The organism is Winkia neuii subsp. neuii DSM 8576 (assembly GCF_000420405.1).
GTDB lineage: Bacteria > Actinomycetota > Actinomycetes > Actinomycetales > Actinomycetaceae > Winkia > Winkia neuii.
Map to the genome: position 1 here is coordinate 237,008 of NZ_ATUW01000001.1, position 25,821 is coordinate 262,828.

At 59.3% G+C, this 25,821-nt stretch carries 22 protein-coding genes; 11 read left to right on the forward strand and 11 right to left on the reverse strand.

What is annotated here, in order from left to right:
• Positions 1–29 precede the first annotated feature (29 nt).
• The 3 genes from G437_RS0101070 (at position 30) to G437_RS0101080 (ending at position 2,600) form a co-directional block, all read left to right on the forward strand.
• On the forward strand, positions 30–833 hold the full coding sequence (locus G437_RS0101070; RefSeq protein ID WP_162138731.1) for a class II glutamine amidotransferase: 804 nt from the start codon (positions 30–32) through the stop codon (positions 831–833).
• Positions 834–1,173: 340 nt separating this feature from the next.
• Positions 1,174–1,863, forward strand: coding sequence for an ATP-binding cassette domain-containing protein (locus G437_RS0101075; RefSeq protein ID WP_024330756.1), 690 nt, complete (start codon positions 1,174–1,176; stop codon positions 1,861–1,863).
• A complete protein-coding gene (locus tag G437_RS0101080; protein WP_024330757.1) occupies positions 1,860–2,600 on the forward strand; it encodes a hypothetical protein in 741 nt (246 codons plus the stop codon). Before G437_RS0101075 ends, G437_RS0101080 begins: the two co-directional genes overlap by 4 nt.
• Positions 2,601–2,633: 33 nt before the next feature.
• On the opposite strand, the gene G437_RS0101085 is transcribed toward G437_RS0101080, so the two are convergent.
• Entirely contained in the window at positions 2,634–3,122 is a 489-nt protein-coding gene (locus G437_RS0101085) for a CYTH domain-containing protein (RefSeq protein ID WP_024330758.1), read from the reverse strand.
• Between the two features lie 74 nt (positions 3,123–3,196).
• On the opposite strand from G437_RS0101085, the gene rlmB reads away from it, so the two are divergent.
• The 3 genes from rlmB (at position 3,197) to G437_RS0101105 (ending at position 11,080) form a co-directional block, all read left to right on the forward strand.
• Entirely contained in the window at positions 3,197–4,195 is a 999-nt protein-coding gene (rlmB, locus tag G437_RS0101090) for a 23S rRNA (guanosine(2251)-2'-O)-methyltransferase RlmB (RefSeq protein ID WP_024330759.1), read from the forward strand.
• A 187-nt stretch (positions 4,196–4,382) separates the two neighbouring features.
• Entirely contained in the window at positions 4,383–5,666 is a 1,284-nt protein-coding gene (locus G437_RS0101095) for an adenylosuccinate synthase (RefSeq protein WP_024330760.1), read from the forward strand.
• Positions 5,667–6,205: 539 nt separating this feature from the next.
• Positions 6,206–11,080 carry a DEAD/DEAH box helicase gene (locus G437_RS0101105; protein ID WP_244263213.1) on the forward strand — a complete coding sequence of 1,625 codons (4,875 nt, stop codon included), beginning with the start codon at positions 6,206–6,208 and terminating at the stop codon, positions 11,078–11,080.
• Between the two features lie 33 nt (positions 11,081–11,113).
• Here the strand turns inward: G437_RS0101105 and G437_RS0101110 are convergent, their stop codons facing one another.
• Positions 11,114–12,349, reverse strand: coding sequence for an AI-2E family transporter (locus G437_RS0101110; RefSeq protein WP_024330763.1), 1,236 nt, complete (start codon positions 12,347–12,349; stop codon positions 11,114–11,116).
• A gap of 126 nt (positions 12,350–12,475) precedes the next feature.
• Entirely contained in the window at positions 12,476–13,375 is a 900-nt protein-coding gene (locus G437_RS10405; RefSeq protein WP_051141849.1) for a phosphatase PAP2 family protein, read from the reverse strand.
• A 54-nt stretch (positions 13,376–13,429) separates the two neighbouring features.
• Here G437_RS10405 and G437_RS0101120 point away from each other — a divergent pair, with 54 nt between their 5' ends.
• Positions 13,430–15,898 (forward strand): DEAD/DEAH box helicase, encoded by a 2,469-nt coding sequence (locus G437_RS0101120; RefSeq protein WP_024330765.1) that lies wholly within the window; start codon positions 13,430–13,432, stop codon positions 15,896–15,898.
• Here G437_RS0101120 and G437_RS11105 read toward each other — a convergent pair.
• The 7 genes from G437_RS11105 to G437_RS0101150 all read right to left on the reverse strand — a co-directional run bounded on the left by G437_RS11105 (position 15,839) and on the right by G437_RS0101150 (position 20,747).
• Positions 15,839–16,240 carry an Rv3654c family TadE-like protein gene (locus tag G437_RS11105; protein ID WP_070614025.1) on the reverse strand — a complete coding sequence of 134 codons (402 nt, stop codon included), beginning with the start codon at positions 16,238–16,240 and terminating at the stop codon, positions 15,839–15,841. The genes G437_RS0101120 and G437_RS11105 overlap by 60 nt on opposite strands.
• The gene (locus G437_RS0101125) at positions 16,204–16,536 is read right to left on the reverse strand and encodes a hypothetical protein (RefSeq protein WP_024330766.1); all 333 of its coding nucleotides are present in this window, start codon (positions 16,534–16,536) and stop codon (positions 16,204–16,206) included. The genes G437_RS11105 and G437_RS0101125 overlap by 37 nt, the downstream gene beginning before the upstream one ends.
• Positions 16,533–16,757, reverse strand: coding sequence for a DUF4244 domain-containing protein (locus G437_RS0101130; protein ID WP_024330767.1), 225 nt, complete (start codon positions 16,755–16,757; stop codon positions 16,533–16,535). Before G437_RS0101130 ends, G437_RS0101125 begins: the two co-directional genes overlap by 4 nt.
• Positions 16,758–16,882: 125 nt before the next feature.
• Positions 16,883–17,899 (reverse strand): hypothetical protein, encoded by a 1,017-nt coding sequence (locus tag G437_RS0101135; protein WP_024330768.1) that lies wholly within the window; start codon positions 17,897–17,899, stop codon positions 16,883–16,885.
• On the reverse strand, positions 17,890–18,990 hold the full coding sequence (locus G437_RS0101140; protein WP_024330769.1) for a TadA family conjugal transfer-associated ATPase: 1,101 nt from the start codon (positions 18,988–18,990) through the stop codon (positions 17,890–17,892). Before G437_RS0101140 ends, G437_RS0101135 begins: the two co-directional genes overlap by 10 nt.
• Complete coding sequence (locus G437_RS0101145) at positions 18,980–19,792, reverse strand: CpaE/TadZ family protein (RefSeq protein ID WP_070622360.1); 813 nt, start codon at positions 19,790–19,792, stop codon at positions 18,980–18,982. Before G437_RS0101145 ends, G437_RS0101140 begins: the two co-directional genes overlap by 11 nt.
• A gap of 112 nt (positions 19,793–19,904) precedes the next feature.
• Entirely contained in the window at positions 19,905–20,747 is an 843-nt protein-coding gene (locus G437_RS0101150; protein WP_024330771.1) for a Fic family protein, read from the reverse strand.
• 63 nt (positions 20,748–20,810) lie between these two features.
• Between G437_RS0101150 and G437_RS0101155 the strand changes: the two genes are divergently transcribed.
• The 3 genes from G437_RS0101155 (at position 20,811) to G437_RS0101165 (ending at position 24,199) form a co-directional block, all read left to right on the forward strand.
• Positions 20,811–21,764: a hypothetical protein gene (locus G437_RS0101155; RefSeq protein ID WP_024330772.1), complete on the forward strand. Its 954-nt coding sequence runs from the start codon at positions 20,811–20,813 to the stop codon at positions 21,762–21,764.
• Positions 21,765–21,839: 75 nt separating this feature from the next.
• Positions 21,840–23,264, forward strand: coding sequence for a hypothetical protein (locus tag G437_RS0101160; protein ID WP_024330773.1), 1,425 nt, complete (start codon positions 21,840–21,842; stop codon positions 23,262–23,264).
• The gene (locus G437_RS0101165) at positions 23,261–24,199 is read left to right on the forward strand and encodes an alpha/beta fold hydrolase (RefSeq protein WP_024330774.1); all 939 of its coding nucleotides are present in this window, start codon (positions 23,261–23,263) and stop codon (positions 24,197–24,199) included. The genes G437_RS0101160 and G437_RS0101165 overlap by 4 nt, the downstream gene beginning before the upstream one ends.
• On the opposite strand, the gene nth is transcribed toward G437_RS0101165, so the two are convergent.
• Positions 24,141–24,797, reverse strand: coding sequence for an endonuclease III (nth, locus tag G437_RS0101170; RefSeq protein WP_024330775.1), 657 nt, complete (start codon positions 24,795–24,797; stop codon positions 24,141–24,143). The genes G437_RS0101165 and nth overlap by 59 nt on opposite strands.
• Before the next feature lie 111 nt (positions 24,798–24,908).
• On the opposite strand from nth, the gene G437_RS0101175 reads away from it, so the two are divergent.
• Positions 24,909–25,586, forward strand: a complete 678-nt coding sequence (locus G437_RS0101175; protein WP_024330776.1) for a Crp/Fnr family transcriptional regulator — start codon at positions 24,909–24,911, stop codon at positions 25,584–25,586.
• Positions 25,587–25,821 lie beyond the last annotated feature (235 nt).

Below are 25,821 nucleotides of genomic sequence, written 5' to 3' on the forward strand. Positions count from 1 at the left end.
CTATCGTGGAAGGACGAAACATGTGCCGCATGCTGGTATACGTTGGTCCGCGGGCAAAATCCCCGGCTGACATACTGGGCAATGGTTTGGCTGAACTCGTCGATCTTTCCCACGAACACTGCCACGGCTGGGGCCAAGCCACCATGGACAGTGCGCCTGGAAAGTTCGCGGTTCGACGCTGCCTGGAGCCGGCATTCATGTGTAACGAATTCGCCCGCGTTAGCCGAATGCCCGGCAAAAACGTGATGCTGCACCTGCGGCAAGCTTCCACCGGTATGGGTTCTGGGTTAAGGTCCAACCACCCCTTCGTCGCCGACAACATTGCTTTTTGCCATAACGGCGTATTCGCAAACCCCGAGGGCTTGCGCACCTGGCTCGCCCAGGTTGGCGGGCCCGCGCCTAAGGGAATCTGCGATTCCGAAGCCTACTTTTGCGCAGTGCGCTACTTCGCCCAGAGCATGGAGCTACCCGAGGCAATCGCGGCGGCCGCACAAAAGATCGTCGAAATTTCGGGCGATCGGTGGCTTTCGCTCAACGCCATGCTGCTCACCGCTCAGGGGGTTTACGTCTACAACCGGTTCAAAGAGGGCACTGCCATACTGCGCGATTTGCCCGACCGCTACCGCATCCAATACCGGGGCGGGCGCACCGGACATGGCTTTGTGGCGGGCTCGCAGGGGTTCTCGCTTGGACGCGAGGGCAGCCAGCAGTGGATGCACAACGGGCAGATGCTGTTTGCCCGCGCCTTTAACGGTGACTGCCTGGACGTGACCCCAGCTGGGGCCGCCGAGCCAGTGCAGGCGCCCATCCACTCGGCACAGAAAACTGCCTAAAGGCAGCACATAGTTCTGCGCCCACTGAGCTCGCGCGAGCTTAGCGGGCTTGGTCGCCAGCACTCACTAAGCACGGGTGCTGGCGACACTTGTATGCCCCCGCGCCTTCGCCTAGCAAAGCGCAAATTTACCCCCTAGATTTGCTGGGCCCCGCCGCGGTTCAACGCCTGCGCAGCCAGGCTATTTATGCGCAGGCGTACGCTAACTTCCCCCTGCCCTCTCAGGGTATGAGTAGGGGGTAAATCAGGTGAGCCCCCAATATATTTTCCTCCGTCCGGCTGAAATAATTTACCTCGAGGGCGAAAGCCCCCTAACTTCTCTCAGAAAGATTGAACTCCATATGGACAGCGGCAAATACGTCCTGCGCGCCCACGACCTATCGGTCAAATATGGCAAATACGAGGCGCTGCACCTGGACTCGTTGAAAATTGCTGACACGGCCGGCGTGGTCGGCCTCTTCGGCCCTAACGGCGCAGGTAAATCAACCCTCCTGCGCACCATAGTTAGCGACATTGAAAAGCACGGCGGCACCCTGAATGGGCCCAGCCGAGAAAATATTGCTTACCTGCCCGATTCGCCATTCCTGTACGGCTGGCTCAAAGTGAGCCAATGCAAAGAACTATTCGCCTCCAGGCACGGCGATTTTCGCGCCGAAATTTTCGACGCATTCTTAGACGGTTCAAAAGTAAAACCCAACCTGAAAGTGGGCGAACTTTCCAAAGGCATGAGCGAACGGCTACACCTAGCCCTAACCATGTCGCGCTCTCCGCAACTCTACGTGCTAGACGAGCCGCTAGGCGGGGTTGATCCCGTGGGCCGAGACCAGTTGCTGCAGCTAGTTTCCGACCTCAAAGCACCCAACACCCCGGTGCTCTTCAGTACCCACCTAATAAACAATGTCCAGCACATCTTCAACGAAGTAGTGCTAATCGACTCCGGACGGCTACTAGCCCACGAAAGTGCCGCGTCCCTACGCGAACTAGGGGGCGGCGACCTGGAAGTTGCTTACAAGAAGTTGGTGCAACAATGACAGATACTAAACTGCTGGCTATAAAACACGGGCGCATCCTGCTGCCACTAATCGCCCTCAAATACCTACTTACCATCGTGGCGCCAGCCATCGACAACATCGCCGCGGCAATGGCATACGAGATAGGCTGCCTAATTTTGGTGGTTGCGATCTCGGTGTACGCCATCCACTCCGTACTGCGGCTAACCGGCATTTGCGACGACCGGCTGGCGTTGCTATCCCCCACTAGCCGCATCGGGCTGGCAAGCAAAAACATTGCCATTTTGGGCGCCTACCTAATCGTTGCCTACCTGGCCTGCTACCTGCCCTCTTTGCGTGAAAGCAAGCCCGACCTGGTACGCTACCTTCTGCCCATCCCCAACTACTGCATTTCCGTATTCACCGGATTGACGCTGATGCTATACGTAAGCTACCTGCTGAAACCAATCCGCAAACGCCTCACCTTAGTGATCGCGTCGTGGATCGCCTACGCGGCGGTAACGGTTGGGGGGCTAGCTGTTCTAGTGGCCTCACTGAACGGCCAATACAACCAGCCCCACTGGCTAATCGGAGCCGCCGCCGACCCCAAAGGTTTTAACTTCTACGCCGGAATAATCCCCACCTGCATCGTAGGAGTTAGCCCCACCGTCAAGATGATCCTCGCCGTCATGGCCGCAAACCTGGCCGCCGGGATTGGCCTGTACGTAGGCTCCTATCTGCTCCAACGCAGGCGGAACAACTACCTGCCCCTAAAGTAGCCACCCCCTAAAGCAACGCGGGGAAGATAAGCGCTACGCCCTCTGCCAACTGCCGTAAGGACGTTGGGAGAGGGCGGCGTTCGTATAACGGAAATCCTCGCTTACCTCCCGGCCCACCCAGGCGGGCAGCTCCGCATCCGAAAGGGCAGAAACACTCTTTTGGCCGGGCTCGTCCTCAATTTCTAGAACGGTAAGGCCCGCGTTTGCGCCCTCGAAAACGTCGACCGTCCAAAGCGCCCCAGGCACGGCCAGGTCATAGCGCATCTTCTGCACCAACCCGGTACACATTTGCAACAGTTCAACCGCGTCGGCGCTAGGGATAGGGTATTCGAACTCGGCTCGGGCAAGGCCGGACTGGCCACCCTTTATCGTCAAAAAACCGCGCTCGCCAAACAGGCGCACGCGCACAACCTTGCCAGGATCAGCCAACAAATACCCCTGCCTAATAGCGGCAGAACCAGACACTAGCTGGCGCCAACCTTCGCCAGTGACCAAAAACTTTCTTTCAACTTCAACGCCCATGCCATAAACAATAACCGCAAACTACCCCCGGCCTGCTTGCTGGAAAACCCCAACCGGGCGGCTAAAATGCTTACATGAGTCAATACGATGGACGCCCCGCAGGGTCAAAACGCCGCGTAGCCAAGAAAGGCCCAACCAAAGGTTCCGGCGGGAAGAACCGCCGCGCCCTAGCCGGCAAGGGGCCCACCCCCAAAGCCGAAAACCGGCCCTACCATGCCGCCTACAAGCGCAAACGGTACCGGGAAGTGCGCGAAAAAGCCGCCCAAGCGCAGGCCGCAGCCAAAGCCCGCAAAGCCGTTATCAAAGTGCCAGAAGGGCACGAACTAGTCTTTGGTCGCAACTCCGTTGCCGAAGCCGTAGCCGCCGGGATCAAGATCACCCGCATGTTCGTCGCGGGCGGCGCCGCCAAAGACGATCGCATGGGCCAGGCATTCCGCGTAGCCAACGCCGCCGGAGCACCCATCTTGCAAGTGGAACGCGAAGACCTAGACTACGCCACCGACGGGGCAGTACACCAAGGCGTCGCAATCGAAGTACCCGAATACGAATACAGCAAGCTCTCTGATCTATTCGAAAAAGCAAACCAGGCCGGAGGGCCGGGGCTGCTGATCGCCCTCGACCATGTAACGGACCCGCACAACCTCGGGGCCGTACTGCGCTCGGCGGGGGCGTTTGGCGCTAACGGCGTGCTGGTGCCCACCCGCAACTCGGCCTCTGTGAACGCCACCGTGTGGAAGGTGTCGGCAGGCGCGCTGGCGCGGGTGCCCGTAGCACGCGAAGCCAACCTGGTACACGCCCTCAAAGAATGTAAAAAGCACGGTTACTTCGTTGTGGGCTTGGATGCGGGCGGCACCGAAACCACCCGCGACCTTACCGTAGCCGACCAGCCGCTAGTGCTAGTGACCGGGTCCGAGGGCGCAGGCCTGTCGCGGCTCGTACGCCAAACTTGCGACGTGATCGCCTCCATCCCAATCTCGGCCGCCGTCGAATCGCTGAACGCGGCCGTAGCCACCGGGATCGCCATATACGACATTGCCCAGGTGCGCGCCCAAGCCAAAGCGGAAGCCAAATAGGCCCGCTAGCGTACACCCCAGCAAAACAGGGCGCCTTCACGCGGCAGCGGGAGGCGCCCTTAGGCAAAGGCGTCCCCAAAGTCGACTGGAAAGTAAAACTAGCCTAAACTCTTGTAGGTAGAACCACCTGTTCTACGCGGGAAGGCTAAGGCCGCCCGACAGTCGATCCAAATAGGACAAGTACGCGATGTCTGCGATTATTGTGGTGGGCGCCCAGTGGGGCGACGAAGGTAAAGGCAAAGTAACCGACCTTATCGGTCAGGATGTTGACTACGTCGTAAAGTTCAACGGCGGCAACAATGCTGGCCACACCGTTGTAGTAGATGGCAAAAAATATGCACTTCACCTGCTCCCGGCAGGCATTATCAACCCCAAGGCCACCCCTGTAATCGGCAACGGCGTGGTAATCGACCTCGACGTACTGTTCCAGGAAATCGACCAGATGGAGGCCGAGGGCATTGACACCTCGCGCCTGCGCATCTCGTCAAACGCGCACATCATCCCCTCGTACAACAAGATCATGGATAAGCTATCCGAACGCAGCCTGGGCGACCGCCTAATCGGCACCACCGGGCGTGGCATCGGCCCCACCTATGCGGACAAGATGAACCGCATCGGCATCCGCATCCAGGATCTGTTCGACGAATCGATACTGCGCCAGAAGGTAAAGAGCGCCCTGGAGCAGAAGAATTTCACCATGGAGAAGGAATTTGGCCTGGATCCCGTAGACGTCGACCAGGTGGCCGACTCGCTGTTGCAGTACGCGGACCGGGTGAAGCCGATGGTGTTCGATTGCTCGCTGGAAGTAAACAAGGCGCTGGATGCGGGCAAGAACGTCCTCTTCGAGGCCGGGCAGGCCACCATGTTGGACATTGACCACGGCACCTACCCGTTCGTTACTTCGTCCTCACCTACCGCGGGCGGAGCTTGCACAGGGTCGGGCGTTGGCCCCACCCGCATCGACCGGGTGGTGGGCATCGCGAAGGCTTACGTAACCCGCGTGGGCGAGGGCCCCTTCCCCACCGAGCTGCTGGATCAGACCGGCGAAGACCTGCGCCAGGCCGGCGGCGAGTTCGGGGTTACCACCGGGCGGCCGCGTCGCTGCGGCTGGTACGACGCCGTGGTAGCCCGCTACGCAGCCCGCGTCAACGGCCTCACCGACATTGTGCTAACCAAGCTGGACGTGTTGACCGGCTACAAGCAGATTCCCGTTTGCGTGGCCTACGATGTGGATGGCAAACGCGTCGATGAAATGCCGGCCGACCAGACCAGCTTCCACCACGCCAAGCCCATCTACGAGGAGCTACCCGGCTGGGAGGAAGACATTACCGGCTGCCGCCGCTTCGAAGAACTGCCTGTAAACGCGCAGGCTTACGTGCGTCGGCTCGAAGAACTGTCCGGCTGCCGCATTTCGGTAGTGGGCGTGGGCGCTGGCCGCGAAGCCAGCATCGAACGTACCGCACTACTGTAGGGCGCCCTCTAACTATTGGCGGCACCCGACCGAATTGCCCGCGCAGGCGGCACGGTCGGGTGCTTGGCTTTTCCGGCAAAAAGCGAAAAAGCGGGCGCTGCTCTAGTCCCTAACTTGCACTGATCGGCTCATTCAGTATTGTCTTATATTGGTAGGAACGTCGCCAACATGTAAGGGAGCTGTAGGTGGGGGACTCACAGGCGCAGCGGCAAGCTGCTTCGACTAAAAGGCGGGCGCTTTACGCCATCGGATCGGCCGTGGCAGCGCTTCTTTCCGCCTTCTTTTTCATGATTGTCATAGGAAAGTCTGCCGCCTTTTCCTTCTTCGGGAACCCAATATTCATTTTTGGTACCCTGAACGCATTCGTACAGCTAGTTGTTCTGGCAAAACAGGCCAAACCTAAAGGCAACTAGCAGCCCGGCCAGCACTGCCGGCGCCGGCCGCGCCTAGTTTCGATAATTGCTGAACCCTGTGCCGGGGTGCTGTTCATCTTCGATAGACTTGGACGCGAATATTTGTTCTATCTGGGTGGTTGTGCCGTGAAGACTGTTGCTGATTTGGCCGCGTTTGATGCCTTGCTTGACTCGTACAGGGCATTGTCGGATTCAGAACGGCTAAAGGGCAACTACTTGGAGCAACTGACTCGCCAGTATCTTCTAAACGACGCACAGATGAAGCGTCAGTTCTGCGAGGTTTGGCTGTGGAAAGATTGGCCAGATCGAGCCGGGCGTCCTGATTGCGGCATCGACCTGGTAGCCCAGGGGCGGGATGGTTCACTGGCTGCTGTCCAGTGCAAGTTTTACGCGCCCGGTTACCATATTCAAAAATCTGACCTTGATTCGTTCCTGTCCGAATCTGGCAAGGCACCTTTCTCACGTCGCATCTACGTGGAAACAACAGGGGAAACATGGTCTGCGAACGCAGAATCTGCCATTGAGGGTCAGCAGATCCCTGTAACCAGGGTGGGACTTACTGATTTCCGCACGTCTAATATCGACTGGTCTACCTTCCAGAAGTCGGATCCATCAGCAGGGGTGGCCGTACTGCCCCAAAAGACGCTTCGTAACCACCAAGCTCGCGCGCTCGCTGACGTGTTCAAGGGCTTTGAGACCCACGACCGGGGAACACTAGTCATGGCGTGTGGTACAGGTAAGACTTTCACCTCTTTGAAGATCGCCGAACATTTGGTGGAACTCAATGGCGGCACTGCCAAGGTTTTGTTCATGGTTCCTTCTCTGGCTCTAATGACCCAGACTCTTTCAGAATGGTCTGCTGAGTGCTCAGAAATGCTGCACTCGTGGGCTGTTTGCTCTGACACTAAGGTCAATAGGCGGAAGACCGATGATCTAACTGATATCGCTGCAGTAGACCTGAAGATCCCCCCGACTACTAATGGGGCAGACCTTGCCAAGTCGGCTGCTGCCGCTTCCACCGAGGACGGGTTACACGTTGTGTTCGCTACCTACCAGTCCATTGATGTGGTTACGGCCGCGCAGAAGGCGGGCATGGATGATTTTGACCTGATCATCTGCGACGAGGCCCACCGGACTACAGGGGTCACGTTAGCTGGGGATAATGAATCGCATTTCGTAAAGATTCATTCCAATAACAATGTGCGCTCCGATCGGCGCCTGTATATGACGGCGACCCCACGTATTTTCAACGAAAACACTCGTCAAAAAGCTACCGAGAAAGATGCGGTGCTTGCCTCCATGGATGACCAGACGATCTATGGGCCTATCTTCCACCGTCTCAGCTTCGGCCAAGCTGTGGGGGAAGGGCTGCTGACCGACTATAAGGTAGTTGTTCTGGCTATCTCTGAAGATCAGGTTTCGCGGATATACCAGAGCGTTGCTAATGACGAGGGCGAACTTCCCCTAACCGACATGGCCAAGCTTGTGGGCTGCTGGAACGCCATGGCCAAGCGTCGCTCAGGCGAAATTGATGTGTCTTATGGTCAGGACACTGCTCCTATGCGTCGCGCTGTTGCTTTTGCTAAAGATATCAAGACATCCAAGCGGATAGCTCATGATTTTGCGGATTTGGTGCGGATCCACCTGCAGGATCTAGACAACACAGATACTACTGACAACCTTGGCGTGCAGTGTCAGCACGTAGATGGCACCATGAATGCGATCGAGCGCGGCGAAAAGTTGGATTGGTTGAAAGAGGGCGAAAGTTCTAAAGACTCTCCGGTATGCCGCGTCTTAACTAATGCCCGGTGCCTTTCTGAGGGCGTCGATGTGCCTACCTTGGATGCAGTATTTTTCTTGAATCCGCGCCGTAGTCAGGTTGATGTAATTCAGGCGGTAGGGCGCGTCATGCGGAAGGCGGAGGGTAAGGAATTCGGCTACATTGTTCTTCCAGTGGCCATCCCAGCGGGGATGAGCCCCGAAGAGGCGTTAGCTGATAACCAACGGTTTAAGGCCACCTGGCAGGTTTTGCAGGCTATCCGCGCTCACGACGAACGCTTTGACAATACGATCAACAAGATCGAGTTCAATACTTCCAGCCCCGAAAACATTATCGTTGACATGGTGAACCTTCCCAGGCCCGCGCAGAGCCAGGACATTGGGCAGATGGAGACTCCCCCTCAAAAGGGCGAGCGCGAGCCGAGGCCGCAGCAAGCCGCTTTCACTTTCCCTGTAGAAGAGTGGAAAGATGCAGTTTATTCCAAGATCGTAAAGAAGGTTGGCACTCGCCTGTACTGGGATGACTGGTCTAAAGACATTGCCGACATTGCCGCCCGCTACATCAATCTGATCGAGAACTTGCTGGAAAACCAGCAGCACAAAGACCTATTCGGAGAATTCACTTCGGCTTTGCGTTCCACGTTGAATCCGCAGATTTCGAATGCGGAAGCTGTCGAGATGTTGGCTCAGCACATCATTACTAAGCCGCTGTTCGACGCCATGTTCCCAGATCAAACCTTCACCGAACAAAACCCGGTTTCCCGCGCCATGCAGAAGATGCTCGATGCGCTGGCAACAGACAAGGTTTTCGAGAAGGAGCGTGAACCGCTCGAATCCTTCTACAAAACCATGGTTTCCCGCATTGAGGACATTGATAATATTGCGGGCAAACAGCGGATCATGGTCACCTTATACGACCGCTTCTTTTCGAAGGCTTTCCCCACTATGGCGGACCGCCTGGGGATTGTCTTCACCCCTATCGAGGTCGTAGATTACATTCTTCATTCAGCCGACGACGCCCTTTACGCAGCTTTTGGTAAGCATCTTGGCGATCGCGGAGTTTCTATAATCGAACCCTTCCTTGGCACTGGCACGTTTATAAGCCAGCTGCTGCTGTCTGGCCTAATCAAACCCGAGGATCTGGAGTACAAGTACAAACACGAGATCTTCGCTAACGAGATCGTCCTACTCTCCTACTACATTGCCTCCATCAACATTGAGTCGGTCTACCGGCAGATACGCAAGGAACAAGGCCAGGCGGACAGGTACACCGAATTTGAGGGTATTGCGCTCACTGACACTTTCCAGATTAATGAGGGCGAGGATCAGCTTGCCCGTTTTGGGGACCTTGCCGAAAACTCCGAGCGCGTAAAACGGCAAAAAGAACAGGACATTCGCGTGGTTGTGATGAACCCGCCTTATTCTGCGGGCCAGAAGAGTGCGAATGATAACAACCAGAACCTGAAATACCCCACCTTGGATAGGCGCATCGAAAACACTTACGTGAAGCTCTCTACGGGCACTAACAAGAACAGTCTTTACGACTCCTACTACCGCGCCCTGCGTTGGGCCACTGACCGCATCGGCGATGCGGGCGTGATCGGCATGGTTTCCAACAGCTCATTCGTGGATGGCAATAGTGCCGAGGGCGTACGCCTAACCCTGCAAGACGAGTTCGACCAGATCTACATCTTCAACCTAAAAGGCAACCAGCGAACCCAGGGTGAACAATCCAGACGCGAAGGCGGGAAAATCTTCGGGAGCGGATCGCGCGCAGGTATTGCTATCAGCATTTTCATCAAGAACAAGGCAAATACCGGGCCCGCCACTATCCACTATGCCGAGGTAGATGATTACCTAAGCCAGGAAGAAAAACTGCAGCAAATAGAAAAATTCGCCTCAATCAGTGTTCACGAACAGGACCCAGCTGGCGGCTTTACACTAATCGAACCAAACACTCACGGCGATTGGATCAACCAGCGCGACGAGAAATACGGAACTTACCAGCCAATAGGCGACAAGAAAACCAAAGGCAAGCCCAACACCCCAGGCCTATTCAGAAATTACTCCAGAGGTTTAGCTACCACCCGTGACGCCTGGTGCTACAACTTCTCGACAGAACAAGTAGCTTCAAACATGAGCCGAATGATCGATAATTACAATAAATCTGTTGATTCGGGAGTTCCGTTCTCCGAAGTAAATCGTGATGGCTCATTCGTCTCCTGGGGTGGAAATCTAAACAAAGATTTCGAGAGAGGAATAAAACACACGTTTGCAGGCGAAAACATCAGGCCAGCAATTTATAGGCCTTTCTGCAAGCAACCAGTGTACTTCGATCGTAGTATGAATGAGCGTGTATACCAGCTACCGCAGCTGTTCCCCACTCCTAAACACGCGAATATAGGCATTCTTATATCTACAGATTACAGACGTGATTGGGGATGCTTCATTACCCAATTGCTGCCAGATTTGAGTTCCCTAGCAACATGTCAGATTTTCTCGCTGTACACCTGGGAGAAGAAAGAATCTGAGGATGGCGGTTTCAACCTTGAAGCAGTAGCAGACAATGATTCAGTTGAGGTTGATGGGTACACGCGCAGGGATAACATCACAGACGCGACTCTTAACGCCTACCGAACAGCTTACGCAGACGAAACCATTGGCAAAGAGGACATTTTTTACTACGTCTACGCCCTGCTTTCGCACCCGCAGTATAGGGAAAACTATGGCGCTGATTTGAAAAAGATGCTTCCGCGCATTCCGAAGGTGGAAGGCTTCTGGGAATACTCTCAGATCGGCCGGGATCTTGCAGACCTACACCTAAATTACGAGCAGGCCGAAAAATATGGCCTACATCTTGACTGGTCGCTTCATACGCCCGAAGATCCGTGGGCCAAATATAGGGTGGAAAAGCCCAGGTGGCAGAAGCGCAGCAAGCACGACGCCATCATTTTCAACGACTACCTGACAATTTCGGGCATTCCCGAAAAGGCCGATGAATGGAAGATTGGGGGCCGCTCACCCTTAGAATGGGTGCTGGATCGTTACCGGGTAACTACCCATAAAGCCTCCGGCATTGTGAACGATCCAAACGACTATTGCCGCGAGGTAAACAAGCCATCTTACATTGTTGATCTGATCCAGTCGTTAGTGACCGTCTCGCTAACAGCGCAGGATCTGCTGGCAGAACTGCCCGCCCTCAAAGTAATAGACAACGGCTAGGGAACTCCGCCAGCCCAACAGGAAGAAGGTCTACTAACTGCCGGCCTTGCCGCTGTCAGGATCGTTCGCCGCCAGGCGCACGGCGCTCGACCCAGCGGAAGTGGCGCCCTCGTTCAAATCGACTTCAGAGCTTACCCCATCAACTATTTCGCCCGCCGCTGCAGCGTTGTCCCCGCCCGCCATATCGCGGAAAACCTTGAAAGACGACCATACGGCCGCCGTGATAGGCACCGCCAGCAAAGCCCCGGCCACCCCGCCCTGCTGGGCACCAATCCCCAGGGCAATAATGATGATGATCCCGTGCAAGCTCAACGAAGAACCCATCACCTTAGGTTGCAACACGTAGTGTTCGATCTGGTTTACCACGATCACCACGCAAACCAACACCAGGGAGGCAGCCGGCCCCCCGGCAACCAACGCAACCAGCGCCGCCGCCAACCCGGTAGTTAGAGCCCCTACAATAGGCACGAACGCCCCCAAGAAGATCATGGCTGCCAGTGGGAACGCCAGCGGCACCCGCATCACCAGCATCGCCACCAGATCGGCGCAGGCGGCGAACGCCGCAATCAACACGGTCCCGCGAATGTAGCGGCCAAGCACGTGCATGGAAGCCTCACCGGCGGCATTCACCCGCACCCGCGCGCGCTGCGGCAAAAAGCTCACCAGGAAATCCCACATGTTATCCCCGTCCAGCAGGAAGAAGAACAAGAACACGATCATTAGCAGCGCACCCGTCATAATCGAGGTGACAATAGTGACCCCTTCCAGTGCGCTGGCCCGCGCCGACGAGGTTTGCGCCAGCTTCCACAGCGAATCCGCATACTGCGAAATGTGCGTGTGGGCGAGCGGAATCCCCCAGCTCGACAGTATGTCAACCAGTTCAGAAAACCCCTGCTGAGCTTTGCTAGTAAGCCCGCTCATTTCATTTACGACTGTGGTAACGATAAACGAAATCGCCCCCGACAAGATCGCAATAGACCCCACCAGAGTGATCACAGCCGCCCACACCCGATTCATGTAACGCCGCAAAAAACGAATAATCGGGTGCATGGCCGACGCAATAATGAGGGCGATTAGCAGGGGCAATGTGACCAGCTTCAGCTGGATCAAAATCTTACTCACCAGCCATATTGCAGTAACGATGATCATGCCCTGCAGGGCTCTTACGGCAACCTTGCCCAGGTCGTCACGCCAGAGCGCCCCAAAAATTAGGAGGCTATTATGATTTTTCTTTTCCCCCCGCAGTTCTTCTGCGCCGCTTCGTGCCATCGCAATTCCTTCTTGTGTATACCTACCACTATTTTACGTGCGGGCTATTTTTGCTGGCAGCACACATACCCATTTTGGGCACACCCCCAAATCGTCCCTTAACTTTGGTCAGCTCAAAGGCGAAGCTCACTTAGAGGCCAGCCGGTCGACCTCTTCCATAACCAAAAAGGATATGCCACAAACGAAAACCGCCATGCCAACAGCCAGCCCGCCCGCTACCAGCGATCCGCCCTCGGCGAAATGATTTATCAGCAGCGCCGTCCCCACTCCGCCGCGGTAGGCCTGCGAGAGCACAACCGCCAAAGTGGCTACACCAAAAATGGCAGCCCCAACCCCAAAAAGCGACCAGGCTAGCAAACTCCCCCACTGCACGCCCGCACCCGAAGTGCGCCGCCCGGTCTCGAGGGGCGAAAGAGCCAACGCCCAAGCCCCCACAACTAAGATGGCGGCCAACACGTCAGATCCATGATGCCAGCCGTTTACCAGCGTCGACAGCCCCATCACCGCCGTGAACAACGCCCCCGCCCACGCCAGGGGCGAACGCCACCGATGAGGCACCACCATCACGAGGGCGACGCTAGCGGCAGCGGCAGCGGCAGTGTGGCCCGACGGAAACGAGTTGCCCAGCAGGTTAGTGATCCCAAGCGAAGGGCGGTACAGCAAGTAATGTTTTAGCCCCTGCACAGAAAGGACACTGCCGGCAACCACGGCCACAGCGCGCATACCCAGGTGGTAACGGCGCCGAAAAAGAGCCACAGCTGCGGCCAAGGTCATCACGATTGCAATCGACGGAACCGATACGGTTCCCAGCACCGTCTTGTCATATCCGCCCAGGTGGTGAACCTTTTGTTTGGCAGTTTCCATTGCGATTCCATCTACCAGCTGGCCTAGGCGGGTGCCCACAAAGAACCACCACATGGCCGCCACCAGCAGGGCACAAAGTAGCACTCCAATAAAGCGGCGCTGGTGGGACCGCCTTACGAGGGCGCCCTGGCGCGCAGGCGTCGAGGAGTTCTTTTTGACCACGGATTAAGGCTAGCGCTAGTTCTGGATTTTTAGTTTTAGCGTAGGGTGTTTTGTATGTCTGATTGGGTGCGCTTTGAGCCACAGAAAGGCTCTACCGTTTGCGAGGCCGTACGCGAGGGGGCGAAGGATTTTCCCACCCATGGCAAGCTGCTAGAACGCCTGGCCAGCCTGGGTAAAATCGACGGGCGGCTGCTAGCTGCTTTCTGGCACCCTCCAAAACAGGAAGTGTTGGCCCCCTGGCCCAAGTGGGTGCCCAAACAGTTGGTGAATGCCTATGCGGCAACCGGAGTGGGCCAGCCGTGGCTACACCAGATAAAGGCTGCTGAATCTATTCGCGCCGGCCACGCTACCGTGGTTGCTACGGGCACCGGTTCTGGCAAATCTTTGTCCGTGTGGTTACCGCATTTGGCCCGGGTAATTGCCGCCGAGGGCGCTTCGACCTCGAAAATATCGCAGTTCCATTCCCGCCCCTGCGCCATCTACATGACCCCTACGAAGGCTCTTGCCGCCGATCAGGTGGCCGGGTTGCGGCAACTGATATCGGCTCCTGCGGGCCCCCTGCCGATTCGCGTGGGGGCGGCCGATGGGGACACGGAGGCGGACGTGAAGGCGTGGACTCGCGAACATGCCGACATTGTTGCGACCAACCCGGATTACGTGCACCACGTACTGCTCCCTTCGGCTCAGCGGTGGCGAAGAGTATTGCGTTCCCTGTCGCTAGTAGTTGTAGACGAGTTGCACTCCTACCGGGGGCTTACCGGGGCACACGTGGCGTGGACGGTGCGCCGCCTGCTTCGGCTGGCGCGCCGCTACGGGGCTGACCCTACAGTAGTGTTTTTGTCTGCGACCATGGCCGACCCGGCCCAGGCGGCAGCAAACTTTCTGGGGATTCCTCCCGAGCGCGTGCGCGCTATTATCGAGGACGATTCCCCTTCAGGGCGCAAGGCGTTCTTAGTTTGGCGCCCTAAGCAGGTAAAGGGCGAGGAGGGGGAAGACCCGGAGGCCTACCCGCGCCGGTCCACTGTTGTTGAGGCTGGCGAACTGACGGCAGAGCTGGCGCAGTTGGGCGAGCAGACTTTGACTTTTGTGCGCTCGCGCGGGGCGGCAGAAACTGTGGCGGCGGTGGCCGCTGACTATCTTTCTACTAGGGACCCTGCCCTGATGCGGGCGGTGGCCGCCTACAGGGGAGGATATTTGCCCGAGGAGCGGCGGGAGTTGGAGGCGGCGCTGCGCAGTAAGAAAATGCGGGCGCTGGCTACCACCTCGGCCTTAGAGTTGGGGATTGACGTGTCTGGGCTCGATGCCACGATCACTACGGGCTGGCCTGGCACGCGGGCATCTTTACACCAGCAGCTAGGGCGGGCTGGCCGGGCCGGACACGATGGCGTAGGCATCCTAATAGCCGCCGAAAACCCCTTAGACCAGTACTTTTGTGACCACCCTGAACAGATTTTTGCCGGCGTGGAAGAATCTATCTTTCCCACGCTCAACCCTTACGTAGTTGGCCCGCACGTTTCTTGTGCAGCCGCCGAGGCCCCTCTGACGGTCGCAGACATTGCAGAACTGGGCATTACCCATCAGCTTTTGGACCAACTGTGTGCCATGGGGTTATTGCATAAGCGCGAAGGCGCCTGGGTGTGGAATGTTACCCGCCCGGAGCGCCCGTGGGATCTGGTGGACATACGCGGGGGCGGCAAGCCCTTGCAGCTGATCGACGCGAACACCGGCGCCGTGGTTGGAGACGTGGATGAATCCCGAGCCGATTCGGTGGCCCACCCGGGGGCCATTTACGTTCACCAGGGCCGGGTGTACCGGATAGTGGGCCGGGACGAGGACGCGGCTTTAGTGGAGCCCGGCCCGGCCAAGTTGCGCACGCGCCCTTGGGAGCAGACCCGAGTGAGGATTCTGCGTGAGCGCTCCGGGCTTACCGACCCGGATGGCCTGGTGAATTTCTTTGTAGGCGAGGTGGAGGTGGGCTCGCAGGTAATTAGCTATGACCTCTTGCGGCTGCCGGGACTAAAGTTTATTTCAGAAAACCCCCTCTCGTTGCCCGAACGAATTTTGCCCACCCAAGCGGTGTGGTGGCAGTTGAGCGCCCAGGGCATGCGTGAGCTGGCGCTGGACCCCGAAATTTTGGGAGGTGCTCTGCACGGGGCGGAGCATGCCTCCATCGGCATTTTGCCGCTTTTAGCCAACTGCGACCGGTGGGATTTGGGCGGCCTGTCTACAGTGAGTCACGAGCAATCTGGCAAACCCACCGTTTTTGTATACGACGCGCAAAGGGGCGGAGCCGGTTTTGCTGCGCATGCCTTCGAAACGGCCCAGAATTGGCTGGAAGCCACCCTGGAACGCGTAAGCAGTTGCGAATGCGAAACCGGCTGCCCGCGCTGCATCGTGTCACCCAAATGCGGCAACAACAACGACCCATTGCACAAGCAGGGGGCCATTAGCGTGCTCACTTTGCTAGTTTCCGCCCTCGCCAGGATCAGTAGGGCCCGCTCTAGCACTGGCTTTATCCTCTAGCCGAACGCCCGCCAGGCGCACCCCCAGGGCGCACGTGACGATCGCATCCTGGAAAGGCCCACTGCTAGTAAGTTTGCAGGCAACAAGGCGAGTGCGGCCCCGCTCGGCAAAGTCTGCCGCTGCGGCACACCCGTCTTGCCCCTGTAGGGCTGCCCCGGCTGCCGCGAGCGCCGCAAAGTCGGCTGCATTTTGGGCTTTAGTTTTGGCTACTGCCGCCACAGTTACGCCCCCTACCAGCGACAATGCTAGAACTACTATGCCAACTAGGGCTAGCGCAAGCACGGTTCCCGAGCCAGTTTCACCAGTTACAGGGTGGGTTCGCGGGGCGCTTCGGCGCTGCATTTGGCGATCACCCCCATAGCTTTGAGGGGACCGGGCAGCTGTTTTACAGCGGTTGCCCGTACCGAATTTGCCCCCGCCTGTACGCTGAGTTCCATGCCGCCGGCATGCGGAAGGGCCTGACCTATGGCCTGGGCTCTAGCAGCAGCTCTGGCTAAGTTGCAGGCCTGCACCCCACTGGCGCCGGCGGAGCCGAAGGCTAAAACTACTAGGGCGGTAACGACTACGGTGGGCAACGCCAGGGCGAGTTCTGCGCTCACCATTCCTTGTTCGCCCACCCTGACGTTGCCGGATCTCATATGGACAGTGCCTGTTTGATGATGGCGGTGAGGGCGGATTTGATTGCCCCTGATTTGAGCACTGCTATTAGCAGCCCGGCGAAACCGGCGGCAGCAATAGTGCCGATCGCGTATTCAGCCGTTGTCATTCCCTCTTCTTTTTGAGCGGGAAAGGCCAGGTCTGTGCCTATCTGGTAGGCCTTGTTCCTGAGGGCTAGAGCCCACCTTGCTAAGTTCCCCATTTCTACTCCTTTGTTCTGGGTTGGGTGCTCACCCGAGCACGGTTTTACTTTTTCAGTTTTGTTTTTTGCTTTTGCGCTATTTTCTCTTCGCTGTGGATAAGTGCTTTTGAGGGCGTTGTGGATACCTACGAAAGTAGCGTTTTGGCTTGTGAGAGCACTATTGGGAGCACCCCGGTGCAGATGAATGCGGGCAGTAGGCACAGCGCCAGCGGCATCACTAGACGCACGGCGAGTACGGCTGCCCCCTCGCGGGCTTTGCGGGCGGCCTGCAGGCGAGCGCTTTGGCCGGCCCTAGCTAGCAGGCGCACGGGCGAGAGCCCTTCGTTCCAGCTGGGTTCCAGAGCATCCCAAAGCAGCCGCCACTTTGGGGAGCATTCCGCCCGCACCTGTTCCATGGGAGCACCCAGCACTAGCATCCGGCCAGCCAGCTGCAAGTCGTCTACTTTGCCCGCTTTCCCGAGGGCCATTAGCGCCGCCGGCACCGAGGTGCCTACCTTTATGCAGGCACTAGCTAGGTCGCACCACAGCGGCACTGACAGCCCGGCTGCGTAGTGCAGTTCGCTCTGGTGGGCTTTGTCTAATAGCTTGTGAATCCAGTAGAGCCCTGCCGCTTCAAAGAAGGCGCCGGCTGCAGCTAGTACTAGGCCGGCTTTGGACCCGAATAGCACCACCCAGGGTGGGGCGCCGATTGCCCACCCCAGGACCATGCCCAGCAAAGGGAGGGCGGCGAGCAGGCGGGCGGAGCTGCGCGGGCCCGCTAGCGAGATGCGGCGTTCTGCCGCTGCGGCCTGGTCTTGGCGCAGCGATTGGCCTAGCCGCTCCAAGAGGCTAACTAAGGGGATCCCCACCTGTTCAGATACCTCTTTTATTATCTGCAGGGCAGGCGGCAAAGGCCCTGGTTTTTCTGCCGGCTGGGAGCCTGGTCCACGCCCAATTAATTTCTTTAGCAGGGCGCTGCCCCCAGCGTGCCCCCACCGAACACCTTGGGGAGAGGATACTTTAGCCCCCACCCCCGCCCAAGCCCTAGCAGGGCCCTGACCTGCAGCTAGGCGGGCAGCCAGTTCGTCGGCCACGGCCGCTAAATCTGGGGTGGGAGCAAAGAAACGTTCCTTTAGTTTCCGGTACAGGCTACCTACTGCCATGGCAGCGGCCCCTCTTGGCAGACCGGCCCGCCCGGATGCGGCACGTAGAGGGCTCGGCGCACCTGCAGTTTTCCGCCCTCGTATTGGGGAACGCCAATTTCGCTCACCCACCGCTTCCCCTCGCGGCGGCACAGGTGGACTATCAGCGCAAATGCGGCTGCGGCCTGCGCTGCCACCGCCGGCTCGCTCATGCCGGCTGTAGCGCCCAAAGCCAATAGCCGAGCGGGCACCTCGCGCACCCCGTTTGCATGCAGGGTGGCCCAGCCGCCCTCGTGCCCCGTATTCAGAGCCGACATCATTTCGCGCACTTCGGCCCCACGGCATTCGCCCACCACAAGACGGTCTGGCCGCATGCGCAAACTGGCCCGCAGCAGCTGCGCCAGGCTTACCCCGCCCGCGCCCTCGACATTTGCTTTTCGTTCGGCAAGGTGAACCACATGTGGGTGTGCCGGACGCAATTCGCCAACCTCTTCTATACATACAATGCGCTCGGTGGGGGCCACCAGCCCCAGCAAGGTGGTCAGCAAAGTGGTTTTGCCAGTGCCCGTACCCCCACTGATTAGCCCCGACACCTTAGCGGCCACGGCCCGCTCTAGGAAGGGCGCCAGGTCGGGGGCAACCGTACCAGAGGAGACGAGCTCGTCCAGCGAAAATGCTCGCGCCCGGAAAGTGCGCAATGAAATCGTAACCTCGCTGGCAAGCGGGGGTAGCAATGCGTTCACACGGGTGCCGGAGGGCAACACCCCATCCAAGATAGGGGCCGCCTCGTCAAGGCGCTGCCCACACGCGGCCGCCATGCGCATGGCCAATTCGCGCAGCTGGGCCGAATCCCCCAGCCGCAGCGGCAAACGGACCAGCCCCCGCCCCCGATCCACCCACACCTGTGCGGGACCATTTATAAGCACGTCGGTTACGTCCTGCTGCGCTAGCACCTGGGCCAGTTCTGCGGTGAGACCGCTACTTTCGGCCTGTGCTCGCCGGTAGCGCGCCAACAATTCGGCAGGGGTGGGGGCATCCTCGGTAGCAGAGGCAACCGCTTGTGGCAACGCCATGCCCCCGGCCGCGAGCGCTCTGAGCAACCTATTTTCCACAGCACCCCCTAATAAGGGCCCTTATACGCAGAGTTAGCAGCGGCCCGGGCCAAAACTTTTCGCCCCCACGCACCCGGTGGAAACGGCCGCACCCCACCACAATCGCCCGGGCGCAAAGCGCGCGAAGTTTGGCGCTCCCGCGCGAACCAGCCCGCCCCGCATCGACTACTACCAGCCCGCCCGGGCCAATCTTTCTTGCCAGGGCGAGGGCGTGTCCCAGCCTGTCAGGGGCGGATTTAGCGACCGTAATATTGCGCCACTGCCTGCACCCGGCAAGTTCCGCTAGCTCACTGCCACAATACCCCTCGCGGCCCTCACGCCCCTCGCAGCCTTCCCGGTAACTTTGCCCCTCGCGGTAGCTTGTTTCGCTGCCGCCGCAACCTGCCTCCTGCCCACCTGCCAGACGCCCAAATAGGCTAGGCGGATCGGCACAATCTAAGATCGCCACCGGCCTTTTGCGCGCCGCCACCCTAGCTATGGCCATCACCATGGTGGAAGCGCCCACCCCGCCAGCCTTGCCGAAGACCCCGAGCAACGCCGCCGCCTCAGGGTGCAAAAGCCGGTCCACGGCACGCAAGAATTCGGCCTCGTCCCCCGGCAAACGCAGCCCACCTACGCCAACGGGAAGTACCCCGCGCTCGCCAACGTGCAACCCCTGCGTGTCTATTACTACCGCCGCCCTCGCGCACTCTTGCCCGTGCGAGGTGGGCTCACATTCGATTCCCAGCAACTGCACTAGCGTCGCCGCAAAGCGGGCCTGTTTGCTGCCGCGCCCACACACTGCCACCCGATTCGTTTCCATGGCCCAATGGTGGCGATTTTCCACCTGGCGCGCTCACCAAAAACGCGGCGGCTGTGGATAAGCGACTTTGCCCAGCCTGTGGACACATGGGTTTAGGCCCTAGGGTTTAGGGCTATTTAGCCAACTTCTGCCCTAGCACTTCTAGCGCCAAGTCGGCTCCACGCTCTGCGCCCTGGGCAGCAGCCTCAACGATCCACGCTATCCAGGCCCCAACCCCGTCTGGGCTAGCGCGGCGGTACGCCCGCAGCTTAGCCCGGTACCCTAATCCGTCCCGCCCGCAGCGTTCGGACACGAGGGCGACGCCTGTGGGTTCTGCCCCTCCGTTCACCATCACCCATCTTGCTCCCGCACGGGCCACTACCCCGGACGGGCCTGCGAACGCGTCGCTCAGCTCGGCGTGGACCAGCGCCGCCCGCACCCACGCCGGCCCAGCAGCAGCCGCCAAGACCCTGGCCCGCTCCACCTTTTCCTGCCCGGCCCCGGCAAGGGGCAAACCCACCTGGTCCGGCTTTATCAACCCCAGCTGCAACAGACCCACGCAGGCGTCGCGGTGCAACCCAGCTAGCAGAGCCGGAAAGTTCACGGGGGCTCGCCGCCCTCGCCTTCCCCTCACGTTCAAAGGCGCCATAACCTCGACCAAGTGCAGCTGCGCCGCCAACGCCCCCACCCCAATCGCCCAGGAGGCGTCCTCGACACGGCCAGCTAAAGAACCGTCCGCCGCAGCCTGGCGCAATTCGGAAATGTCGATTCGCGCGCCCTCACAAAGAGCTGAGGCTGACGCCTCACGCACGGCCGCTTCGGTGCGAGCCTGAGGCCACCTGTGGCGCAAGCCTTCGTGGAAACGCAACTTCGCAACGGCCGCATCGGCCCGCGCGCACGCCTGGCGAACCGGCTCAGGCGTTGCCAGCACCTTCACCGCTGCGCCGATCTGAGAACCGGGATTTTGGGATTGCATAGCCAAATACTAGACGGCACAATTGAGTCTTTTCTACAGCAATGCCACGGGTAGTATGGGACCATGCCCGAAAAGTTCCCCGAAGCCAGGCCTGAGCGCGCCTTGAACATACTGTGCGCCGTACTGGGCCCACTCGGGACCATCCTCCTCACGGTTGGGGCCGGGCAGCAACTCGCCACCGCGGCAGTTGGCAAGCCCTTCGCCCAACCGCTGGCCCTAGTGTGGATAGTGATTGGGGTTTGCGCACTGCTAGCCTGCGCTTCTTTCACAACTACTCGCTCCCAGTTAGGGCTCACTTTAGGCGGCGCTATCGCGTGCATCGGGGCGCTGGTAAGCCCCGCCTTTAGACTGGATTTTCCGGGCATTTCCATACTGCTCCCCACCTGGTGGGCAGCCTTTCTACCAGCCTTAGCCGGGGTGCTGTTTGGGTCGGCATTAGCCTGCGAAATCACTCGCAGGAGGGCGGCGGACCGCCCAGACGAGGAATTGTTGCGCATTGTTGCTTCCGACCAAACATTCCGGGCCCCCCTACCTACTTCGCGGGGGCGCGACTCCATACGTTCCTTTTACTTGGCAGCCACCGCCTCAGTAGGGCTGTGGGTGATGCTGCTCATTCGAGCCCACGGGGTGGACGTGACCGGCGGGCCCACACACCTGTTTTTGCGCCTGAACGGGGCCTGCGAGCTAATCACGCTGCTGGGGGTGGTGTTGTTCGCCCTCCTACTTACGTTTGCCGGCATGTATTCTTCGTTCGGGCCCCTGCTGTGTGCCACCTTCCTTATTGCGCTGCCCGCCTGCGGGGTATCGTTTTTACAAGTCGTAACCGGATATGGGATTGGCCCCAACTTTCCCACTGCAACCGCCCTCGGACTTACGGCCGTTCCCCTTTCGGCGATTGGTGCTGCAGCTGTAGCCACTGTTCACGCCGCACATTGGGCGCGGGTGCGCTCGTGTTCGAAGGAAGCGCAAAAACGCGGTTTGGACCTTGAAACCTATCTGCGGGATATGGAAATTTAGACTGTCCCGCGCGGGAAAATACCCCACCCCTTCCGCTCGGCTATCGTGGAAGCAACTGTGTACGTAGGAGGCTCCATGAGTGACAACGCCGACCCCAAAGATATTGCAGGCCGCCGCATCTGGCGGATCGCTGACGATGCTGCGCCCCAAACTGGCACGATGCCCGTGCAGGGCGCCCAAAAGACCGCAGCTATTGTGGGCGAACCCGTCGAGCCCACCAACCAGGGTCCAACTATCCCCGACCGCGCAGGATCCACGCCCTACAATTTCGTGTCGGCGGCCCAGCCCAAAGACAGTGCCACCACGGCTGATTCGGGAGCCGATTCTGCCCAGACCGACTCATCTTCATCCGCAAGCCAAAGCGAACAACCCCCGGAGCCGCCCGCCGAACAGGAGCCACCCGCCGGGGGCGAACAGGCAGATCAGCAGCAGGCCACAGTCGAGGCCGCTCCCCAACAGGGTCCGCAAACACTAAAGGAGGCGCCAGCCTCCACCGCCTCGTCCCCCGCAGCAGAAACTGCAGCTTCTACCCCCCTCGCCGCGGCCGAACCTGAAGCCTCTGGGCCTGCCCAGACCCAAAGCGAAACCGAGGCCGAAGGCTCGCCTTCTTCTGCCAGAGCGTTTGCCCCTGTACACCAGCCGGCCGAAGCGCATAACTTGGAAGCACCCCAGCCGGCCGAAGCAGCCCAGCCGGAAGGGCCCCAGCCGGCAGAAGCGGCTCCCTCCTTTGCCCCCTCTACCCCAATCACTGACACTACAAAGCGCACTCCCCTGTCCGAGCGGTTCAGCTCCGACGGCCCCCGCGACCCCGAGGCCGAGGCTGAATCCACTCTGATTCGCCGCCAATCTTTACTAGCCCCCACCCAGACCACTCCGCCCGTCGAGGGCGAGCCCACCTGGGCAAAGCGCGACCCTCAGGCAGGCCAGGGGCAGGCTGACACCGCCGAAGAGGACCTATTTGAGGGCGCAACCGTGCGCCCATCCACTAAGTCCCGCGGGTGGGCACACTTCGGGGTGCTAGTTGGGACGATCTTGCTGGTGCCGGCCGCCCTCGCCCTGTTCGTGGCCGGGGTAGCTCCTGTCGAGGGCGCCCAATACTTTGCCCTTGGCACCGCAGTAGGGCGCATCTTACTGGTGGCACTCGGCACCGCGGGCGCATTTTTGGCCGTGCTGCTTGCCCGCTGGTCCTCTCTCGGTTCGTTTGTGGCAGGGGCGTTGCTCTTTGCCGCTGGTGTTGCCGGAATTGTGATTTCGCCTCTGGTTTCACTGTGGAGCGACAACATTGTGCGCAACCTTGCGGATGGTTCCCTGGCGGCCCGCTTCGTATCCACCTTTGCTTTGCTGTCTGCCAATGGCACCCTGGCGCTAGCTGGAGCAGTACTGTTGGCCGTTGGTTTTGTAGCCCACGGTGCCCGCCGCAAGGGCCGCGAAGATACCCGTACCCGCGAAAAGGTCGAGGACGCCCTCGAGAATAGGAAAAGGGCTTCCCGCGCCAAGTGAAAGCTGAACAATCCGTCCCCGCTGAGCTGATTCGCCCCGAGGGCCCTTGGCAGCACCTCAACGTCGATGCGAATGGGGCGCGTTTCCACGTGGTTACGGCTGGTTTGCAAGGCTCGGCGGCCGTGTTGCTGTTGCACGGGTTCCCGCAGTACTGGTGGGCTATGCGCAGTCAGCTCGAAGCGCTTTCCGCCGCCGGGTATTCGGCCGTGGCCATGGATTTGCGCGGTTTTGGGGGCTCGGATCGGCAGCCTTCCGGCTACGACTTAGTTACGTTGGCCAAAGACTGCACGGGAGTGCTTACGTCTTTAGGCATTTCCAACGCGGTAATTGTTGGCGAGGGCATCGGGGGCGCTATTGCGTGGGTTGCTCCCGCGGTGGCGCCAACGCAGGTGCAGGCGATTGCCACTTTGGCTGCCCCACACCCGCTGGCCGTGCGTTCGCTGCGCGGGCGCATGCTTTCCGGGGGCGCCGCCCAGTACTTGTTTTTTCAGCTGCCGTGGTTGCCCGAGCGGGCAATTTTGCGCGGTTCGCTGGTGCCTGCGCTGCTACGTTCCTGGTGTGGGCCGCAGAGCAGGCGGCTTATGGAACAGTGCGCCCCCAGGTACGCTCGGGCCTTGCAGAATCCGTTTGCTGCCACTGCTGCGCTCAGTTATTTGCGGAGGGCGCGCAAGCTTTCGGCGCCGGTCCGCGAGGTGGCTAAGCAGCCTGTGTCCGTGCCTGTTTTATCCCTGCAGGGAAAGGTCGACCCGATTATGCCGGGGCAGGCTTTTGCGCGCGATTCCCACTACGTGACTCGCCCGCTCGCGCAGATTGCGGTCGAGGGCGCCGGCCACTTTTTAACGGAAGAGGCCCCCGAGCAGGTAAATGGCGCCCTCCTTACTTATTTGCAGGAATTGGGTTGGCCGAAGGGCACCGGCCCGCAATTGGGCAAATAGCGCATTTGGGGTTGCGTGCCGTACATACTTCGCGGCCGTGGAAGATGAGTCTGTGGCACAGCATCGTCCAGTCAGCGTGTGGCAGTAGAGCCCGCAGGTCGGCCTCGACCTTTAGTGGATCTTTTTGGTCCGTCCAGCCGAGCCGTCGGGTTATGCGGCCCACGTGGGTGTCGACGGTGATTTCTGATTTTCCGAACCAATTTCCTAACACTACGTTTGCGGTTTTCCGTCCCACGCCGGGTAGCGAGACGAGCTGTTCGCGGGTTGGGGGCACCTGCCCGCCAAAGTCTTCTACTAGTTTTTCTGCCAGCCCTATTAGGGCGGTGGCCCTTCGCCGATACATTCCCAGCGGCCGTACCACTTCTTGCACCTGGGCTAGTTCAGCTTTCGCGAGGGCGGCCGGGGTGGGCCAGGTGGAAAACAGTCGTGGGCTGATCTGATTCACCCGCGCATCGGTGGTTTGAGCGCTTAGGACAGTAGCCACTAACAGTTCGTAGGCGTTCGTATAATTTAGGGAGCATTTGGCCTGTGGGTAGGCGCGGGCTAGCGTGCGCGCTATTTGTACAGCTCGGCTGTGCAAGGATGCATCGGCAAGCACATTTACCTCTTTTCACACAACACTGCCCGTTGTGATATAAAACGCTCCTGGGAATGATTAAACTAAGCTATACATACCACCATGCCGCTAGTCCCGGCGCGAGGAGGAAACGTGGACGCAAATATTATCCGTCAGGTACCGCTATTCGAAGGGCTCGACGAGGCCACGCTTGGCGAGCTTTACCAGAAGATGTCTGAAGTTACGCTTCGCCGTGGCGAGGTGCTCTTCGAGGAAAACGACGACGCAGACCGGCTCTACATTGTCACCGAGGGCAAGGTGAAGCTGGGGCACACTACTTCCGATGGCCGCGAGAACTTGTTGGCGATTCTTGGCCCAGGCGAAATTTTGGGTGAGCTCACCTTGTTCGACCGTGGCACTCGTTCTGGAACTGCCACCGCTATTTCTTCTACTCGGTTGCTGTCGCTGGCACACACCGATTTGATGGCGTTCATCGATTCGCATCCGCAGATGGCCAAGCTGATGCTGCGCGATCTGGCTGGCCGTTTGCGCCGCACTAACGAGGCGTTGGCCGACATGGTCTTTTCTGACGTGCCCGGCCGCGTTGCTAAGGCGCTGGTTGATTTGGCTGAGCGTTTCGGTTCGCGTACCGACGAGGGCGTGCACGTTCCCCACGATCTTACCCAGGAAGAGCTGGCTCAGTTGGTTGGGGCTTCGCGCGAAACTGTGAACAAGTCGCTGGCGGAGTTCGGCTCCCGCGGGTGGATTCGTTTGGAGGGCCGTGCGGTAATGCTGCTTGACCTTGAGCGTTTGGTTCGCCGCGCCCGCTAGTTTAATTCTGTGCAAGAGCCCGAGCCTCGTGCTCGGGCTCTTGTTTTGCCTGCAGGCCTCGCCCTCGCGCACCCCCGGTGCACCTAGCGCGAGGGCGAGGCCGCTTTCTACCGCCAAAGTTTACTAACAAGCAAGCTTGCTAACAGGCCCGGACCCGCGCCTAAAGCGGCTACACAAAAATTCCCCGCCACCTGCAATGGCGACGGGGAATTTTACGTACTGGTTGCGCTGCGCG

Bases quoted from the DNA above. Each gene is read 5' to 3' on its own strand.
- G437_RS0101080 (WP_024330757.1), top strand. From the start codon at position 1,860: ATGACAGATACTAAACTGCTGGCTATAAAACACGGGCGCATCCTGCTG.
- G437_RS0101150 (WP_024330771.1), bottom strand. From the start codon at position 20,747: ATGCAATCCCAAAATCCCGGTTCTCAGATCGGCGCAGCGGTGAAGGTG.
- G437_RS11105 (WP_070614025.1), bottom strand. From the start codon at position 16,240: ATGCAGCGCCGAAGCGCCCCGCGAACCCACCCTGTAACTGGTGAAACT.
- G437_RS0101110 (WP_024330763.1), bottom strand. From the start codon at position 12,349: ATGGCACGAAGCGGCGCAGAAGAACTGCGGGGGGAAAAGAAAAATCAT.
- G437_RS0101145 (WP_070622360.1), bottom strand. From the start codon at position 19,792: ATGGAAACGAATCGGGTGGCAGTGTGTGGGCGCGGCAGCAAACAGGCC.
- G437_RS0101155 (WP_024330772.1), top strand. From the start codon at position 20,811: ATGCCCGAAAAGTTCCCCGAAGCCAGGCCTGAGCGCGCCTTGAACATA.
- G437_RS0101160 (WP_024330773.1), top strand. From the start codon at position 21,840: ATGAGTGACAACGCCGACCCCAAAGATATTGCAGGCCGCCGCATCTGG.
- rlmB (WP_024330759.1), top strand. From the start codon at position 3,197: ATGAGTCAATACGATGGACGCCCCGCAGGGTCAAAACGCCGCGTAGCC.
- G437_RS0101130 (WP_024330767.1), bottom strand. From the start codon at position 16,757: ATGGGGAACTTAGCAAGGTGGGCTCTAGCCCTCAGGAACAAGGCCTAC.
- G437_RS0101085 (WP_024330758.1), bottom strand. From the start codon at position 3,122: ATGGGCGTTGAAGTTGAAAGAAAGTTTTTGGTCACTGGCGAAGGTTGG.
- G437_RS0101120 (WP_024330765.1), top strand. From the start codon at position 13,430: ATGTCTGATTGGGTGCGCTTTGAGCCACAGAAAGGCTCTACCGTTTGC.
- G437_RS0101125 (WP_024330766.1), bottom strand. From the start codon at position 16,536: ATGAGATCCGGCAACGTCAGGGTGGGCGAACAAGGAATGGTGAGCGCA.
- G437_RS0101075 (WP_024330756.1), top strand. From the start codon at position 1,174: ATGGACAGCGGCAAATACGTCCTGCGCGCCCACGACCTATCGGTCAAA.
- G437_RS0101135 (WP_024330768.1), bottom strand. From the start codon at position 17,899: ATGGCAGTAGGTAGCCTGTACCGGAAACTAAAGGAACGTTTCTTTGCT.
- G437_RS0101070 (WP_162138731.1), top strand. From the start codon at position 30: ATGCTGGTATACGTTGGTCCGCGGGCAAAATCCCCGGCTGACATACTG.
- G437_RS0101095 (WP_024330760.1), top strand. From the start codon at position 4,383: ATGTCTGCGATTATTGTGGTGGGCGCCCAGTGGGGCGACGAAGGTAAA.